The organism is Streptomyces sp. NBC_00523, from assembly GCF_036346615.1.
Lineage (GTDB): Bacteria > Actinomycetota > Actinomycetes > Streptomycetales > Streptomycetaceae > Streptomyces.
Genome location: NZ_CP107836.1, coordinates 3,005,542 through 3,020,095, shown reverse-complemented (window position 1 = coordinate 3,020,095; position 14,554 = coordinate 3,005,542). Strand labels below are relative to the sequence as shown.

Below are 14,554 nucleotides of genomic sequence, written 5' to 3'. Positions count from 1 at the left end.
ACACGTTCAAGAAAGTTGTACGGGGCACCCTACGGGACCGCGGCGACGGGAGTACCGGTTGTTATCGGAATGCGACGCGGACATGGCATGAATGGTGGCGGACTTGGCGTAAATGGTGGGGTCGGGCCCCTCAGATCCAGGTGTCCAGCCACATCCGGTCGCGCCAGGCGTCCTCCGGGATCGGCGTTCCGGTGAACAGGGGCCAGAAGTAGATGAAGTTCCAGATGATCAGCAGCACCAGGACCCCGGCGGCCACCGCCCCCAGCGTCCGGCGCCGCTCCCCGGAGGGATCGGGTTTCGCGAGCCCGAGTTCGTACCGCGGTCCCGTCTCCGCCGCGGGCCCCAGCATCGCGCCGATCATCATCGACACCGCCAGGCACAGGAACGGCACGAACACGACCGCGTAGAACAGGAAGATCGTGCGTTCCTGGTACAGGAACCACGGCACCCACCCCGCGGCCACCCCGCAGGCGATCGCGCCCGCCCGCCAGTCGCGACGGAAGATCCAGCGCCACAGCACGTACACCAGGGCGAAGCAGGCCGCCCACCACAGCAGCGGCGTCCCGATCGCCAGCACCTCGCGGGAGCACTTCCCGGTCACCGACTCGGCGCAGCCGTTCTGCTCCTCGTAGAAGTACGAGACGGGCCGGCCCAGCACGATCCAGCTCCACGGGTTGGACTGGTACGTGTGCCCGGAGGTGAGGTGCACGTGGAAGTCGTACACCTGGTGCTCGTAGTGCCACAGGCTGCGCACCCAGTCCGGCAGCCAGGTCCAGCTGCCGCCCTTGCCGTCCGTCGCGGCCCAGTCCCGGAAGTAGCCGTGCCGGTCCGGCGAGTTCCGGACGATCCAGCCCGTCCAGGACGCGAGATACGTGGCCAGCGCGACCGGGACCACCGAGACGAACGCCGGGAGCACGTCCCGCAGCAGCACCGCCGGATACGGGCGTACGGCCCCGGCGGTGCGGCGCGCGCCCGCGTCCCACAACACCGTCATCAGGCCGAACGCGACCATGATGTACAGGCCGTTCCACTTCGTGGCGGCGGCCAGGCCCAGCGAGACACCGGCGGCGATCCGCCACGGCCGCCACCCGAGGCGCAGGTGCTCCGCGACCCACGTGTCCGGGCGCAGCACCCCGTCCTCGCCCACCGGCAGCGCCGCCGCGAGCCGGCGTCTCGCCCAGTCGCGGTCGATCAGCAGGCAGCCGAACGCGGCCAGCACGAAGAACATCAGCACCAGGTCGAGCAGCGCGGTGCGGCTCATCACAAAGTGCAGCCCGTCCACCGTGAGCAGCGCGCCCGCCAGGCAGCCGAGGAACGTCGAGCGGAACAGCCGGCGGCCGATCCGGCACAGCATCAGCACCGACAGCGTGCCGAGCACGGCGACCATGAACCGCCAGCCGAACGGCGTGAACCCGAACATCTGCTCGCCGAGGCCGATGATCCACTTGCCGACCGGCGGGTGCACCACATACCCCGGGTCGGTGGGCACCGGCACCTGCGAGGGGTCGTTCAGGATCAGCTTGTCGACGTCCTTGGGCCACGCGCCCTCGTACCCCTGGTGGATCAGCGCCCAGGAGTCCTTCGCGTAATACGTCTCGTCGAATATCACCGCGTGCGGGCTGCCCAGCTTCCAGAAGCGCAGCACCCCCGCGACCGCCGCGACCAGCAGCGGACCGCCCCACGCCGACCAGCGCACCAGCCGGTCCGCGAGCAGCGGCGGCACGCCGAGCACCGCCCACAGCTGGTTCCCGGGCCGCGTGTACGGCGGGATCAGCCGCTCCCGCAGCCCGGTGTCGGGGCGCGGGGAATGGCCGAAGCGGCGCAGCCGCCGCTGCCAGGAGGTCGGCTCCGGGCCGTGCTGTTCCCCGGCGTCTTGGCCCTGCCGGGCTTCGGGCGCAGTACTCGTCACCGCGCCATCGTAGGGAACGCGTCTGTGGGAGCGGTGCTCCCCGTGCGGGAGGATGGGGCTTGTGACTGGAACGACTGGAACGCTCGTGCTCGCAGGGACCCCCATCGGCGATCTGGCGGACGCCCCGCCCCGCCTCGCCGCCGAGCTGGAGGCGGCCGACGTCATCGCGGCCGAGGACACCCGCAGGCTGCGCCGGCTGACCCAGGGGCTCGGTGTCCACACCACGGGACGGGTCGTCTCGTACTTCGAGGGCAACGAGACCGCCCGTACGCCCGAACTCGTGGAGGCCCTGGCCGGCGGGGCCCGGGTGCTGCTGGTCACGGACGCCGGTATGCCGTCCGTCTCCGACCCGGGCTACCGGCTGGTCGCCGCCGCCGTGGAGCAGGACATCCGGGTCACCGCCGTGCCCGGCCCGTCGGCCGTGCTCACCGCGCTCGCCCTGTCCGCGCTGCCGGTGGACCGGTTCTGCTTCGAGGGCTTCCTGCCGCGCAAGGGCGGCGAACGCCTCTCCAAGCTCCGCGAGGTCGCCCGTGAGCCCCGCACGATGGTCTTCTTCGAGGCCCCGCACCGCCTGGACGACACCCTGGCCGCGATGGCCGAGGTCTTCGGCGCCGAGCGGCGGGGCGCGGTGTGCCGCGAGCTGACCAAGACGTACGAGGAGGTCAAGCGCGGTCCGCTGGGCGATCTCGCCGCCTGGTCGGCCGCCGAGCAGGTACGCGGGGAGATCACCGTCGTCGTGGAGGGCGCGGGCTCCACGGGCGAGGAACTGGACGCCGATGAGCTGGTGCGCAGGGTGCGGGTGCGCGAGGAGGCGGGGGAGCGGCGCAAGGAGGCGATCGCCGCCGTGGCCGCCGAGGCGGGGCTGCCCAAGCGCGAGGTGTTCGACGCGGTCGTGGCGGCAAAGAATGCTGCTCGGACCGGCCACGCGGACGGCAAAGGACTATCGTAAAAAGCAAAGCGAGAGCCGCGTACCGGCCCCTTTGACCACGAGAAGGCCAAAACCGCTCCAACACTCGACAGGGCCCGGTGCGCTCCCGCCGGTGAAGGCGTCCACTGGAAGCAGGGCGCATTCCCCGGAGTGCTTGTCCGACGGACAAGAGGAGCAGGCATGAGCGACACCACAGCAGCCACCGCACACGAGGCCTATGCCTTCGCCTGCATGAGGTGCGGACACGGGTGGGAGCAGGCGTACGAGATAGAGCACCACACCGACGTGTCGGGTCACGCGTACGTGGTCTACAAGGCGGACGGCGAACAGGTGCCCTCGCCCCTGTCCACCCCGACCTGCGCCAACTGCGGCGGACACGTCGTGCGGATCATGCGGGCCGGCCGGGTCTCCAACATCCAGCAGTTCCTGTACAACCAGAACCGTTCCCAGCCCGCGGCCGGGCCGCTGGTCCCCGGGGAGCAGGCCGAGGAGCCGGTGGCCGCCACCGCCGTCCCGTCCGCCGGCCACCACTGGCACCTGTCCGACCTCCTGCACCCGTTCCGCAAGTGACCTCGTAGGCCGGTCGGCCGCGGTCCTCGTACGATCGTGGCCATGAGCCGCACCGAAGCCCCGCCCCTGCCGGAACCCCTCCGGGTGCCGGTCGCCGATTCGCACACCCACCTGGACATGCAGGACGGCACCGTCGACGAGGGCCTCGCCAGGGCCGCCGCGGTGAACGTGACGACCGTGGTCCAGGTGGGCTGCGACGTGAAGGGGTCCCGCTGGGCCGCCGAGACCGCCGCCGCCCACGCGAACGTGCACGCGGCGGTGGCCCTGCACCCCAACGAGGCGCCGCGCATCGTGCACGGGGATCCGGATGGCTGGTCGCGGCAGGGGGCGCGCGAGGCGGGCGGCACGGCCGCGCTGCACGAGGCGCTCGCCGAGATCGACGCGCTGGCCGCGCTGCCGCACGTACGCGGGGTCGGCGAGACCGGCCTCGACTACTTCCGGACCGGCCCCGAGGGCATGGCCGCCCAGGAGGAGTCCTTCCGGGCCCACATCGAGATCGCCAAGCGGCACGGCAAGGCCCTCGTCATCCACGACCGCGAGGCCCACGCGGACGTCCTGCGCATTCTCGCGGACGCGGGGGCGCCCGAGCGGACCGTCTTCCACTGCTACTCCGGCGACGCGGACATGGCCCGGGTCTGCGCGGAGGCCGGCTACTTCATGTCGTTCGCCGGGAACATGACCTTCAAGAACGCCCAGCCCCTGCGCGACGCGCTGGCGGCCGCCCCGCTGGAACTGGTCCTGGTCGAGACGGACGCCCCGTTCCTGACCCCGGCGCCGTACCGGGGGCGGCCCAACGCGCCATACCTGATCCCGGTGACGCTGCGGGCGATGGCGGCGGTGAAGGACCTGGACGAGGACACGCTGGCCGAGGCGATCGCGGAGAACACGGCGCGGGCGTTCGACTACTGAGCGGGGGCCCGCCCAGGGCCCCGTACGCTTGACCGGTGAGCAGCACTGAGTCCGACGCCCTCCTGGGCCCCGCAGACATCCGCGAACTGGCCGACACCCTCGGCGTACGCCCCACCAAGCAGCGCGGGCAGAACTTCGTCATCGACGCCAACACGGTCCGGCGGATCGTGCGTACGGCGGAGGTCCGGCCGGACGATGTGGTGGTCGAGATCGGGCCGGGCCTCGGTTCGCTGACCCTCGCGCTTCTCGAGGTCGCCGACCGGGTCGTGGCCGTCGAGATCGACGACGTACTCGCGGCGGCCCTGCCCGCCACCGTCGCCGCCCGGATGCCCGCCCGCGCCGACCGCTTCGCGCTGGTGCACTCGGACGCCATGCTCGTACGCGAACTGCCCGGCCCGCCGCCCACGGCGCTGGTCGCCAACCTCCCGTACAACGTCGCCGTGCCGGTGCTGCTCACTGTCCTCGACCGCTTCCCCAGCATCGAGCGCACGCTCGTCATGGTGCAGGCGGAGGTCGCGGACCGGCTGGCCGCCCGGCCCGGCAACAAGGTCTACGGCGTGCCCTCCGTGAAGGCCAACTGGTACACGGACGTCAAGCGCGCCGGGTCCATCGGCCGCAAGGTCTTCTGGCCCGCGCCGAACGTGGACTCCGGGCTCGTCTCGCTGGTGCGCCGCACCGAACCCGTGGCGACGACCGCCAGCAAGGCGGAGGTCTTCGCGGTGGTGGACGCGGCGTTCGCGCAGCGCCGCAAGACGCTGCGCGCGGCACTCGCGGGCTGGGCCGGTTCCGCACCGGGCGCCGAGGCCGCCCTGGTCGCGGCGGGCATCTCGCCGCAGGCGCGCGGGGAGTCCCTGACGATCGAGGAGTTCGCGGCGATCGCCGAGAACAAGCCCGCAGCCGACGAGAACGGGAGTGACCGGTGAGCGTCACCGTACGGGTCCCCGCCAAGGTCAACGTCCAGCTCGCGGTCGGCGCCGCGCGCCCCGACGGCTTCCACGACCTGGCCAACGTCTTCCTCGCCGTCGGCCTGTACGACGAGGTCACCGTCACCCCCGCCGACAGCCTGCGCATCACCTGCTCCGGGCCGGACGCGGCCCAGGTCCCGCTGGACGCGTCGAACCTCGCGGCCCGGGCGGCGTCCGCGCTGGCCGCGCGCCACGGCATCGCGCCCGATGTGCACCTCCACATCGACAAGGACATCCCGGTCGCCGGCGGCATGGCGGGCGGCAGCGCGGACGGCGCCGGCGCCCTGCTGGCCTGCGACGCGCTGTGGGGGACCGGCACCCCGCGCGAGGACCTGCTCGCCCTCTGCGCCGAGCTGGGCAGCGACGTGCCGTTCAGCCTGGTGGGCGGCGCCGCGCTCGGGACCGGCCGGGGCGAGCGGCTGACCCCGGTCGAGGTCGGCGGCACCTTCCACTGGGTGTTCGCGGTGGCCGACGGCGGGCTCTCCACCCCGGCGGTGTACCGCGAGTTCGACCGCCTCACGGCGGGCACCCGCGTCCCGCAACCGGCGGCGTCGGACGCCCTCCTCGACGCGCTGCGGTCGGGCGACCCGAAGGCCCTGGCCGCCTCCCTGAGCAATGACCTCCAGGCCCCCGCGCTGGCCCTGCGCCCGTCCCTCGCCGCGACCCTGGCGGCGGGCACGGAGGCGGGGGCGCTGGCGGCCCTGGTCTCCGGCTCGGGCCCGACGACCGCGTTCCTCACGGAGGACGCGGCGACGGCCGACCGGGTGGCCGCCGCCCTCACCGCCTCGGGCACCTGCCGCACGGCGCGTACGGCGGTCTCCCCGGTCCCGGGCGCGACGGTCCTGTAGGCGCGGGGCCCTCCGGGAGGGCGCTCAGCCCACCCGTACCGACCGCTTCGCCAGCTCGTACGCCGGGAGCATCTCGTCGTGCTCGTCCGAGTCCAGGCCGCCCAGGTGGACCACGACGGGGCCCTCGGGGGTGGCGAGGGCGAAGGCGTGGGCGGGGCGGTCCTCGTCCATGAGCTCGCTGTGGACGGTGTACGTCACCTCGGTCAGCGGCTGCCCGTCGCCCTCGACCTCCTTGTACGCGGCCCCGGAGGCGTTCTCGTCCGCCCCGACGAAGCCCTTCAGCGCCTCGCGCGGGGTGACGGTCGTGGCCTTCGCACGCCAGACCCGCAGGAAGCCGATCTGCCCGGCCGGTTTCGCGTCGATCTCGCAGGCCAGGGTGACCGGGCCCTGCTCGGCCAGCTCGGCGAAGTCCGAGTCCGGGTCGATCGCGACGGCCTTCGGCTTCCAGTCCTTCGCCAGGCCGAAGGTCACCGGCAGCTCGCAGCCGGAGCCGGCGCCGCCGACCGTGCCGCCCCTGGCCGCGGTCTTCGCGGCGGGCGCCGCGGACTTCTCCGGCTTGGCGTCCCCGCCGGAATCCGCGTCCGACGAACAGCCGGTCAGCGCGGCCGCGGCCAGCAGTACGGGCACCAGCCCGCGAACCGTACGACGTGTCATGACAGTCCCCACCCCTTGATCGTTGCGCGCAAGGTACCCCGGGCCGCACGGACGCCCGTACGGAGGTCCGTGCGGCGGCGACTACGCTGGAGGCCGGAGTCTTCCTCGTAGCTGGAGCGTTCGTGGCCGTCAACCTCATCAATGTCGAGCAGGTCAGCAAGGTGTACGGCACCCGTGCCCTGCTCGACGGTGTCTCCCTCGGCGTCTCGGAGGGCGACCGCATCGGTGTCGTCGGCCGCAACGGCGACGGCAAGACGACCCTGATCCGGATGCTCGCCCGGCTGGAGGAGGCCGACACCGGCCGCGTCACGCACAGCGGCGGGCTGCGCCTCGGCGTGCTCACCCAGCACGACTCGCTGGACCCGCAGGCGACCATCCGCCACGAGGTCATCGGCGACCTCGCCGACCACGAGTGGGCGGGCAGCGCCAAGATCCGCGACGTGCTGACCGGCCTCTTCGGCGGGCTGGACCTGCCGGGCTTCCAGAACGGCCTGGACACGGTCATCGCCCCGCTCTCCGGTGGTGAGCGGCGCCGCATCGCGCTCGCCAAGCTGCTCATCGCCGAGCAGGACCTGATCGTCCTGGACGAACCGACCAACCACCTCGACGTCGAGGGCATCTCCTGGCTCGCCGGCCATCTGCGCGCCCGCCGCTCCGCCCTGGTCTGCGTCACCCACGACCGCTGGTTCCTGGACCAGGTCTGCACCCGCATGTGGGACGTGCAGCGCGGCACCGTCCACGAGTACGAGGGCGGCTACAGCGACTACGTGTTCGCCCGCGCCGAACGGGAGCGGATCGCCGCGACCGAGGAGGTCAAGCGGCAGAACCTGATGCGCAAGGAGCTGGCCTGGCTGCGGCGCGGCGCCCCCGCCCGCACCGCCAAGCCCCGCTACCGCATCGAGGCCGCCAACGAGCTCATCGCGGACGTGCCGCCGCCGCGCGACACCAGCGAGCTGATGAAGTTCGCCAACGCCCGGCTCGGCAAGACGGTGTTCGACCTGGAGGACGTCACGGTCCAGGCCGGCCCCAAGACCCTGCTCCAGCACCTCACCTGGCAGCTCGGCCCCGGCGACCGCATCGGTCTGGTCGGGGTCAACGGCGCCGGCAAGACCTCGCTGCTGCGGGCGCTCGCCGAGGCCGCCCGCAGCGAGGGCGAGGTCCAGCCGGCCGCCGGGAAGATCGTCGTCGGCAAGACCGTCCGGCTCGCCTACCTCTCCCAGGAGGTCCACGAGCTGGACCCGAACCTGCGCGTCCTGGAAGCCGTCCAGCAGGTGCGGGACCGGGTGGACCTCGGCAAGGGCCGCGAGATGACCGCCGGACAGCTCTGCGAGCAGTTCGGCTTCGCCAAGGAGAAGCAGTGGACGCCCGTCGGCGACCTCTCCGGCGGTGAGCGGCGCCGGCTCCAGATCCTGCGCCTGCTGATGGACGAGCCCAACGTGCTCTTCCTGGACGAGCCGACCAACGACCTCGACATCGAGACCCTGACCCAGCTGGAGGACCTGCTCGACGGCTGGCCCGGCTCCATGATCGTGATCTCCCACGACCGGTTCTTCATCGAGCGCACCACGGACCGGGTCATGGCCCTGCTCGGCGACCAGTCGCTGCGGATGCTGCCGCGCGGCATCGACGAGTACCTGGAGCGCAGGCAGCGCCAGGCCGAGACGGCGACGCCCGCCGCCCCGGCCGCCGAGCGGTCCGCCGCCCCGGCGGCGCCCGCGGTCTCCGCGCAGGCGGCCCGCGCGGCCAAGAAGGAGCTCCAGAAGGTCGAACGGCAGCTGGAGAAGATGTCGTCCCGCGAGACGACCCTGCACGCCCAGATCGCCGAGAACGCCACGGACTTCGAGAAGGTGGCGAAGCTCGACGCCGAACTGCGGGAACTGGTCGCGGAGCGCGATGTGCTGGAGATGCGCTGGCTGGAACTGGCCGAGGACGCCTGAGCGTTGTTACGGGTGGGGCTGGTGGTACAAAGAAGCCCTGCCCGGTGCGGGGCATGACCGTGCCGCTTTCACCACAGGGGGACGGGTCCGATGAGTCAGCCGCCCGGACAGCAGCCGCCGCAGGGCGAGTTCGGAGCACCGTACGATCCGGGGACCGGTGCGTACACCCAGCCGCCCGCCCAGCCCGGCTACGGCTATCCGCCGCAGGGTTACGGCCCGCCCCAGCCGGGTCCGTACAACCAGCAGCCGGGTTCGTACAACCAGCAGCCCGGCCCGTACACGCAGCCGGGGCCGCACCAGATGCCCACCCAGCAGCAGCCCCCGGCATCCCCGCCCGGCCCGGGCGGGCCGTTCCGGGGCCGGACCGCGAAGATCGTCGGGGCCGTGCTCGCCGTGGCGCTCCTCGCGGGCGGCGGGATCTGGTTCGCCACCAGCGGCGGCGGGGACGACGACAAGCCGCTCGCCGGGCCGACCCACTCCGCGAAGCCCACGGTGAAGCCGTCGCCCACCAAGAGCGGGGCCACCGGGGAGCCGGTGGTCAGCCCGGAGGAGCAGGCCCGGACCATCAACGCCGGGGTCGAGCCCGGCGAGGCGAAGGTGAGCTGGATCCAGAAGGGCGGCGTCGACCTGCCGCGCAACGGCACCGACGTGTTCGGCCCCTGGTTCGCCGGGGACACCGTCGCCAAGGCCATGTTCTACACGGTCTCGGGCTACTCGTTCTCCGACGGCAGCACCCGGTGGAGCCTCCGGCTGCCCACGCAGATGTGCGCGGCCCCCTCGCAGCCCACCGCCGACGGCAAGATCGTCCTCGGGATCCGGCACGACACCGCGAGCGACGCCGAGTGCGACACGCTCCAGATGGTCGACCTGAAGACCGGCAAGGCCGGCTGGCGCAAGTCGTACGTCCGCAAGGGACTCTGGGACGGCCTCTCCGACCTGGTGATGTCCACCAACGGTGACACCGTGACCGTCGGCCGCACCAGCCGGACCGAGGGCTTCCGGATCAGCGACGGCAAGCAGCTCTTCGGTGAACGGACCGGGAAGTGCCAGCCGTTCGGCGTCGCCAGCGGCCCGGTGGCCATCGCCGCCGTCAGCTGCCACACCGCCGACGACGAGTACAAGGACCAGCAGGTGCAGCGGATCGACCCCGCCACCGGCAAGGCCCTGTGGACGTACAAGCTCAAGAAGGAGTGGGAGGTCGGGCAGATCTACTCGGTCAGCCCGCTGGTCGTCTCGCTGAAGCAGCTGGAGAACCCCGACAAGTGGGCCATCCTCGTCCTCAACGCCGACGGCACCTACCGCTCCCAGCTCTCCGGCGGACCGGGCGGCTACCAGGTCAAGTGCGATGTGGACCTGACGTCCCTCAGCCGCAACCTGGACGGCTGCGTGGGCGCGGCCGCCGACGCGAACACGTTCTACATGAGCACCGGGACCGACGCGGTCGCCGGCCACGGCAACAAGATCGTCGCGTTCGATCTCGCCACCGGCAAGTTCCGCTGGTCCGCCGCCGGGCCGGGCGGGCAGACCGCCGTTCCGCTGCGCATGGAGGGCGGGAAGCTGCTCATGTACGTGGAGGCGATGAAGGGCAAGGGCGGTGGGATCGCCACGCTGCCCGCGACCGGCGGCACCCCGCAGTTCGTGCTGCGCCACCCGGTGTCGGGCGTCGAGCTGGAGCGCGACTTCATCGAGCCGCGGATCGCGTACACCGGCGGACGCACCCTGCTGACGCAGACCCGGATCAGCGGCATCACCGGCGACGACGAGGTGGACAGGCGTTCCATGGTGGTCTTCGGCGGCTGACGGTCCGAAGCATCACAGCGGCATCACGGCCCGGTCCTCCCTTGGGAACAGGGGTGGACCGAACCGGAAGGCGCCCCCGGGTGGGTGGTACAAAGAAGTCCCGCTCGACTGACGTGACACTGCGGGATCCATGCCCGATTCGCTCCATTCCGTCGTGGTCCAGGGGGTCTTGCCCCCGGCACCGGCGGGATCGCGGGGGAGTCCGGAACGGGCACCGGACCGCACGAAGGGGGACGTGCTGATGACCCAGCCGCCCGGACAGCAACCGCCGCAGGGAGGCTTCGGCGCTCCGCAGGAGCCGCCGCACGGGGTACCGCAGCCGCCCCAGGGCCCGCCGCAGACCCCGCCGCCGCCCGCCGCGCCGCCCCAGGCCCCCGCCGCGCCGCCGACCCCGCCGCCCACGCAGCCGGGCTACGGCTACCCGCAGCAGCCCGGCCCGTACGACAAGCCGCAGCAGCCGGGTCCCTACGGCCAGCCGCAGCAGCCCGGCCCCTACGGCCAGCCGCAGCCGGGCCCGTACGCCCAGCAGCCCGGCCCGTACGGGCAGCAGCAGCCGGGTCCGTACGGCCAGCAGCCGCAGGCCGGTTACGGCTTCCCGCCGCAGCAGCACCCCGGCGCGCCCGTGCCGCCCGGACCGAACGGCCCCGGCGGCGGGAACCCGTTCAAGCGCAAGCCGGCCATGATCATCGGGGCCGCGGTCGTCGCGCTCCTGGTCATCGGCGGCGGCGTGTACTTCGCGACGAGCGGCGGCGACGGCGACGACGACAAGCCGGTCGCCAAGAAGAGCGAGCAGGTCACGAAGCCGTCCGTATCTCCCACCGTCGACCAGGGCGACGGCAACGGCACCGGCCGGGAGGAGGACGACGACCTCAACAGCGGCCGCAAGGACGGCGAGGCCAAGGTCCTCTGGCTGCAGAAGAACGACGTCGACCTCCCGCGCAACGGCGCGACCGTCTACGGTCCCTGGATCGTCGGCGACACGATCGTCAAGGGCATGTACCGCACGGTCTCCGGCTACTCGGTCGCCGACGGCAAGCAGGCGTGGACGCTCAAGCTGCCCGCCGACATCTGCTCCGCGCCCGAGCAGACCACCACCGACGGCAAGATCGTCATCGCGATCAAGAACGGCACCACTGACAAGGCCGACTGCTCCGCCCTCCAGCAGATCGACCTCAACACGGGCAAGGCCGGATGGAAGAAGGAGGTCAAGAAGAGCGGCCTCTTCGACATGATGTCCGACCTCTCCATGGCCATCAGCGGCGACACCGTCACGGCCGGCCGCACCGGCACGAGCAACGGCTACCGGGTCAGCGACGGCAAGGAGGTCTTCGGCAAGCGGGGCGGCAACTGCGAGCCGTTCGCCTTCGCCGGCGGCGCCAAGCTCATCGCCGCGGTCAACTGCCGTACCAACGACTTCGACAACCCGCAGAACGAGATCGAGGAGATCGACCCCAACACCGGCAAGGCGAAGTGGACCTACAAGCCGGCCCTCGGCTGGGAGGTCGACAAGGTCTACTCGGTGTCCCCGCTCATCGTCTCCCTCACCAAGGGCGACAGCGACGACAAGAAGTGGAGCGTCATCGCGCTCCGCGAGAACGGCTCGCTGCGCTCCCAGATGCAGAGTGACAAGGGCGACAAGTTCTCCCCGCAGTGCGGCGGCGGCTTCTCCATCTTCGGACAGCAGCTCCAGGACTGCACCGGTGTCGCGGCCGACGCCAACACCTTCTACATGTCCACGTCGGACGACACCAGCGGCTCCGCCCGCACCAACAAGGTCGTCGCGTTCAACCTGAACACCGGCAAGACGAAGTGGAAGGCGGACTCGCCCGCCGAGGAGACCATGAGGCCGCTCGGCATGGAGGGCGGCAACATCCTGCTCTACGTCGAGGGCGGCTACAGCAAGGGCGGCGGGATCGCCACCCTCTCCCCGGCCGGCGGCAGCCCGAAGATGATCCTCAAGCACCCGGACTCCACCTCGGAGATCGAGCGCTCCTTCTACAACCCGAAGATCCGGTACGTGGACGGGCGTTCGTTCATCACGAGCGGGCGGGTCAGCGCGAGCAACGACAAGGAAGAGCTGGAGACGAAGACCATGATGGCCTTCGGCAACTGACGGCTCACCCCTGCCCGGACGAACCCGACCGACCCCCTTCCCCGAGGTACGCAACGCCATGACCCAGCCGCCCCAGCAGCCGCCCCACGACCCGCCCCAGGGCGGCTTCGGCGCGCCGCAGGACCCGCCGTCCGGCGGATTCGGCGCCCCGACCCCGCCGCCGCCCCCCGGCCCGCCCCAGCAGCCGCCCACGGAGCCGGGCTACGGCTTCCCGCAGGGCCAGCCGCAGCAGCCGCCGACCCAGCCGGGCTACGGCTTCCCGCAGCAGCCGCCGACCCAGCCCGGTTACGGCTTCCCGCAGGGCCAGCCGCAGCAGCCCCCCACCCAGCCCGGCTACGGCTTCCCGCAGCAGGGCCAGCAGCAGCCGTACGGCTACCCGACCGCCCCCATGCAGCCGGCCCACCCGGCGCCGCCGCAGGGCGGGGGCGGGAAGAAGTTCTCCACCCAGGCCCAGATCATCGTCGCGGCCGTGGTCGCGATCGCCCTGATCGTCGGCGGCGGCATCTGGTACGCCTCCGGCGACGGGGACGGCAAGAAGGACGAGGCGGGCACCTCCGCCGGCACCTCCGGCGAGAACAAGGGCGGCAAGGGCGGCGACGGCCAGGACGGGGGCTCCACCGGCGGCAAGGAGAAGGCCCCGGCCAACGTCGACTCGGCCGTCGGCTTCCAGCTCCCGCAGCCCAAGGTCACCGACGTCACCACCGTCGACGGCTCCTGGGTCACCGACAAGGTGTATGTGAAGTCGGGCATCAACGAGGTCGTCGGCTACGACCTGGACTCGGGCAAGAAGGTCTGGTCGATCCCGCTGGACGGCCAGGTGTGCGGGGCCTCCCGGCACATGACCAAGGACTTCAAGACCGCCATCCTCTTCGAGGAGGCCAAGCGCACGAAGGCCAAGAAGTACCAGACCTGCACCCAGGTCGGCGCCCTCGACCTGGCCACCGGCAAGCTGCTGTGGAACAAGTCGATCACCGCCTCCACCGGTGGTGACCGCCCCGTCCGCTTCACCGAGGTCACCCTCAGCGGCACCACGGTCGCCGCCGGCGGCCTCGACGGCGGCGCCGCCTTCAAGCTGGCCGACGGCGCCGAGCTCTGGAAGCCGAAGGTCAGCACCGACGGCTGCTACGACCTCGGCTACGGCGGCGGCGAGGCCCTGGCCACCGTCCGCAAGTGCGGTACGTACGACGACCCGCAGCTCATCATCCAGGCGCTGAACCCGACGACGGGCGCCCCGCTCTCCTCGTTCAAGATGCCGGCCGGTGTCGACTACGCGAGCATCGTCTCCACCAAGCCGCTCGTCGTCGCCGCCGACGTCGGCGACACCGCGGGCGACGGCAGCAGCATCTCGGACTTCTTCTCGATCGACGAGACCACCGGCAAGCTGAAGATCCGCATCTCCGCCGACGCCGAGAAGTACGCCGCCAGGTGCGGCTCCACCGAGGTCGAGCAGTGCCAGCACCTCGCCGTCGGCAACAACCGCATCTACCTGCCGACCGAGGAGCACGAGGGCACCGGCGAGAGCTTCAGCCGGACCAACGAGATCGTCTCCTTCGACCTCACCACCGGCAAGCAGACCGGCGACCGGGCCGACGCGGGCGAGAAGTTCACGATGTTCCCGCTGCGCATGGACGGCACCAACATCATCGCGTACCGGGAACCCCCGTACGACAAGGGCGGTGAGGTCGTCTCCATCGACGGCAGCACCTTCAAGCAGACCGTCCTGATGCGCAACCCGGCCGACAAGGCCGTCCGGGACGCGGAGACCAGCTTCACGCCGGACTACGCGGAGTTCCGCTACGAACAGGGACGCTTCTTCATCTCCGAGACGATGATCAGCGCCCCGCGCAAGAGCTCGCTGGACGACAAGGAGTACCTGGTGGTGTCCTTCCACACCAGCTGAGCCCGCATCACATGTGGGGGT

Annotated in this window: 11 protein-coding genes; 9 read left to right on the top strand and 2 right to left on the bottom strand. The window is 71.7% G+C overall.

Translation table 11 applies throughout. The annotated features are described in order from the left end of the window. Positions 1-130: 130 nt before the first annotated feature. A complete protein-coding gene (locus OHS17_RS13500; protein WP_330312369.1) occupies positions 131-1,909 on the bottom strand; it encodes a dolichyl-phosphate-mannose--protein mannosyltransferase in 1,779 nt (592 codons plus the stop codon). A gap of 52 nt (positions 1,910-1,961) precedes the next feature. Between OHS17_RS13500 and rsmI the strand changes: the two genes are divergently transcribed. From rsmI to OHS17_RS13475, 5 genes are all read left to right on the top strand, one after another. Next, the gene (rsmI, locus tag OHS17_RS13495) at positions 1,962-2,858 is read left to right on the top strand and encodes a 16S rRNA (cytidine(1402)-2'-O)-methyltransferase (RefSeq protein WP_330312368.1); all 897 of its coding nucleotides are present in this window, start codon (positions 1,962-1,964) and stop codon (positions 2,856-2,858) included. A 159-nt stretch (positions 2,859-3,017) separates the two neighbouring features. Beyond that, the gene (locus OHS17_RS13490; RefSeq protein WP_330312367.1) at positions 3,018-3,407 is read left to right on the top strand and encodes a hypothetical protein; all 390 of its coding nucleotides are present in this window, start codon (positions 3,018-3,020) and stop codon (positions 3,405-3,407) included. A gap of 42 nt (positions 3,408-3,449) precedes the next feature. Further along, positions 3,450-4,316, top strand: coding sequence for a TatD family hydrolase (locus OHS17_RS13485; protein ID WP_330312366.1), 867 nt, complete (start codon positions 3,450-3,452; stop codon positions 4,314-4,316). 35 nt (positions 4,317-4,351) lie between these two features. Further along, on the top strand, positions 4,352-5,239 hold the full coding sequence (gene rsmA / locus OHS17_RS13480; protein ID WP_073864894.1) for a 16S rRNA (adenine(1518)-N(6)/adenine(1519)-N(6))-dimethyltransferase RsmA: 888 nt from the start codon (positions 4,352-4,354) through the stop codon (positions 5,237-5,239). Next, complete coding sequence (locus OHS17_RS13475) at positions 5,236-6,129, top strand: 4-(cytidine 5'-diphospho)-2-C-methyl-D-erythritol kinase (RefSeq protein WP_330312365.1); 894 nt, start codon at positions 5,236-5,238, stop codon at positions 6,127-6,129. Before rsmA ends, OHS17_RS13475 begins: the two co-directional genes overlap by 4 nt. A gap of 24 nt (positions 6,130-6,153) precedes the next feature. Here the strand turns inward: OHS17_RS13475 and OHS17_RS13470 are convergent, their stop codons facing one another. Further along, entirely contained in the window at positions 6,154-6,783 is a 630-nt protein-coding gene (locus OHS17_RS13470) for a lipoprotein (RefSeq protein WP_330312364.1), read from the bottom strand. Positions 6,784-6,905: 122 nt separating this feature from the next. On the opposite strand from OHS17_RS13470, the gene OHS17_RS13465 reads away from it, so the two are divergent. The 4 genes from OHS17_RS13465 to OHS17_RS13450 all read left to right on the top strand — a co-directional run bounded on the left by OHS17_RS13465 (position 6,906) and on the right by OHS17_RS13450 (position 14,533). Continuing rightward, the gene (locus OHS17_RS13465) at positions 6,906-8,720 is read left to right on the top strand and encodes an ABC-F family ATP-binding cassette domain-containing protein (RefSeq protein ID WP_330312363.1); all 1,815 of its coding nucleotides are present in this window, start codon (positions 6,906-6,908) and stop codon (positions 8,718-8,720) included. Positions 8,721-8,810: 90 nt separating this feature from the next. Beyond that, entirely contained in the window at positions 8,811-10,520 is a 1,710-nt protein-coding gene (locus OHS17_RS13460) for an outer membrane protein assembly factor BamB family protein (protein ID WP_330312362.1), read from the top strand. A gap of 241 nt (positions 10,521-10,761) precedes the next feature. Further along, complete coding sequence (locus tag OHS17_RS13455; RefSeq protein WP_330312361.1) at positions 10,762-12,633, top strand: outer membrane protein assembly factor BamB family protein; 1,872 nt, start codon at positions 10,762-10,764, stop codon at positions 12,631-12,633. Positions 12,634-12,691: 58 nt separating this feature from the next. Next, complete coding sequence (locus tag OHS17_RS13450) at positions 12,692-14,533, top strand: outer membrane protein assembly factor BamB family protein (protein ID WP_330312360.1); 1,842 nt, start codon at positions 12,692-12,694, stop codon at positions 14,531-14,533. Positions 14,534-14,554: the final 21 nt, after the last annotated feature.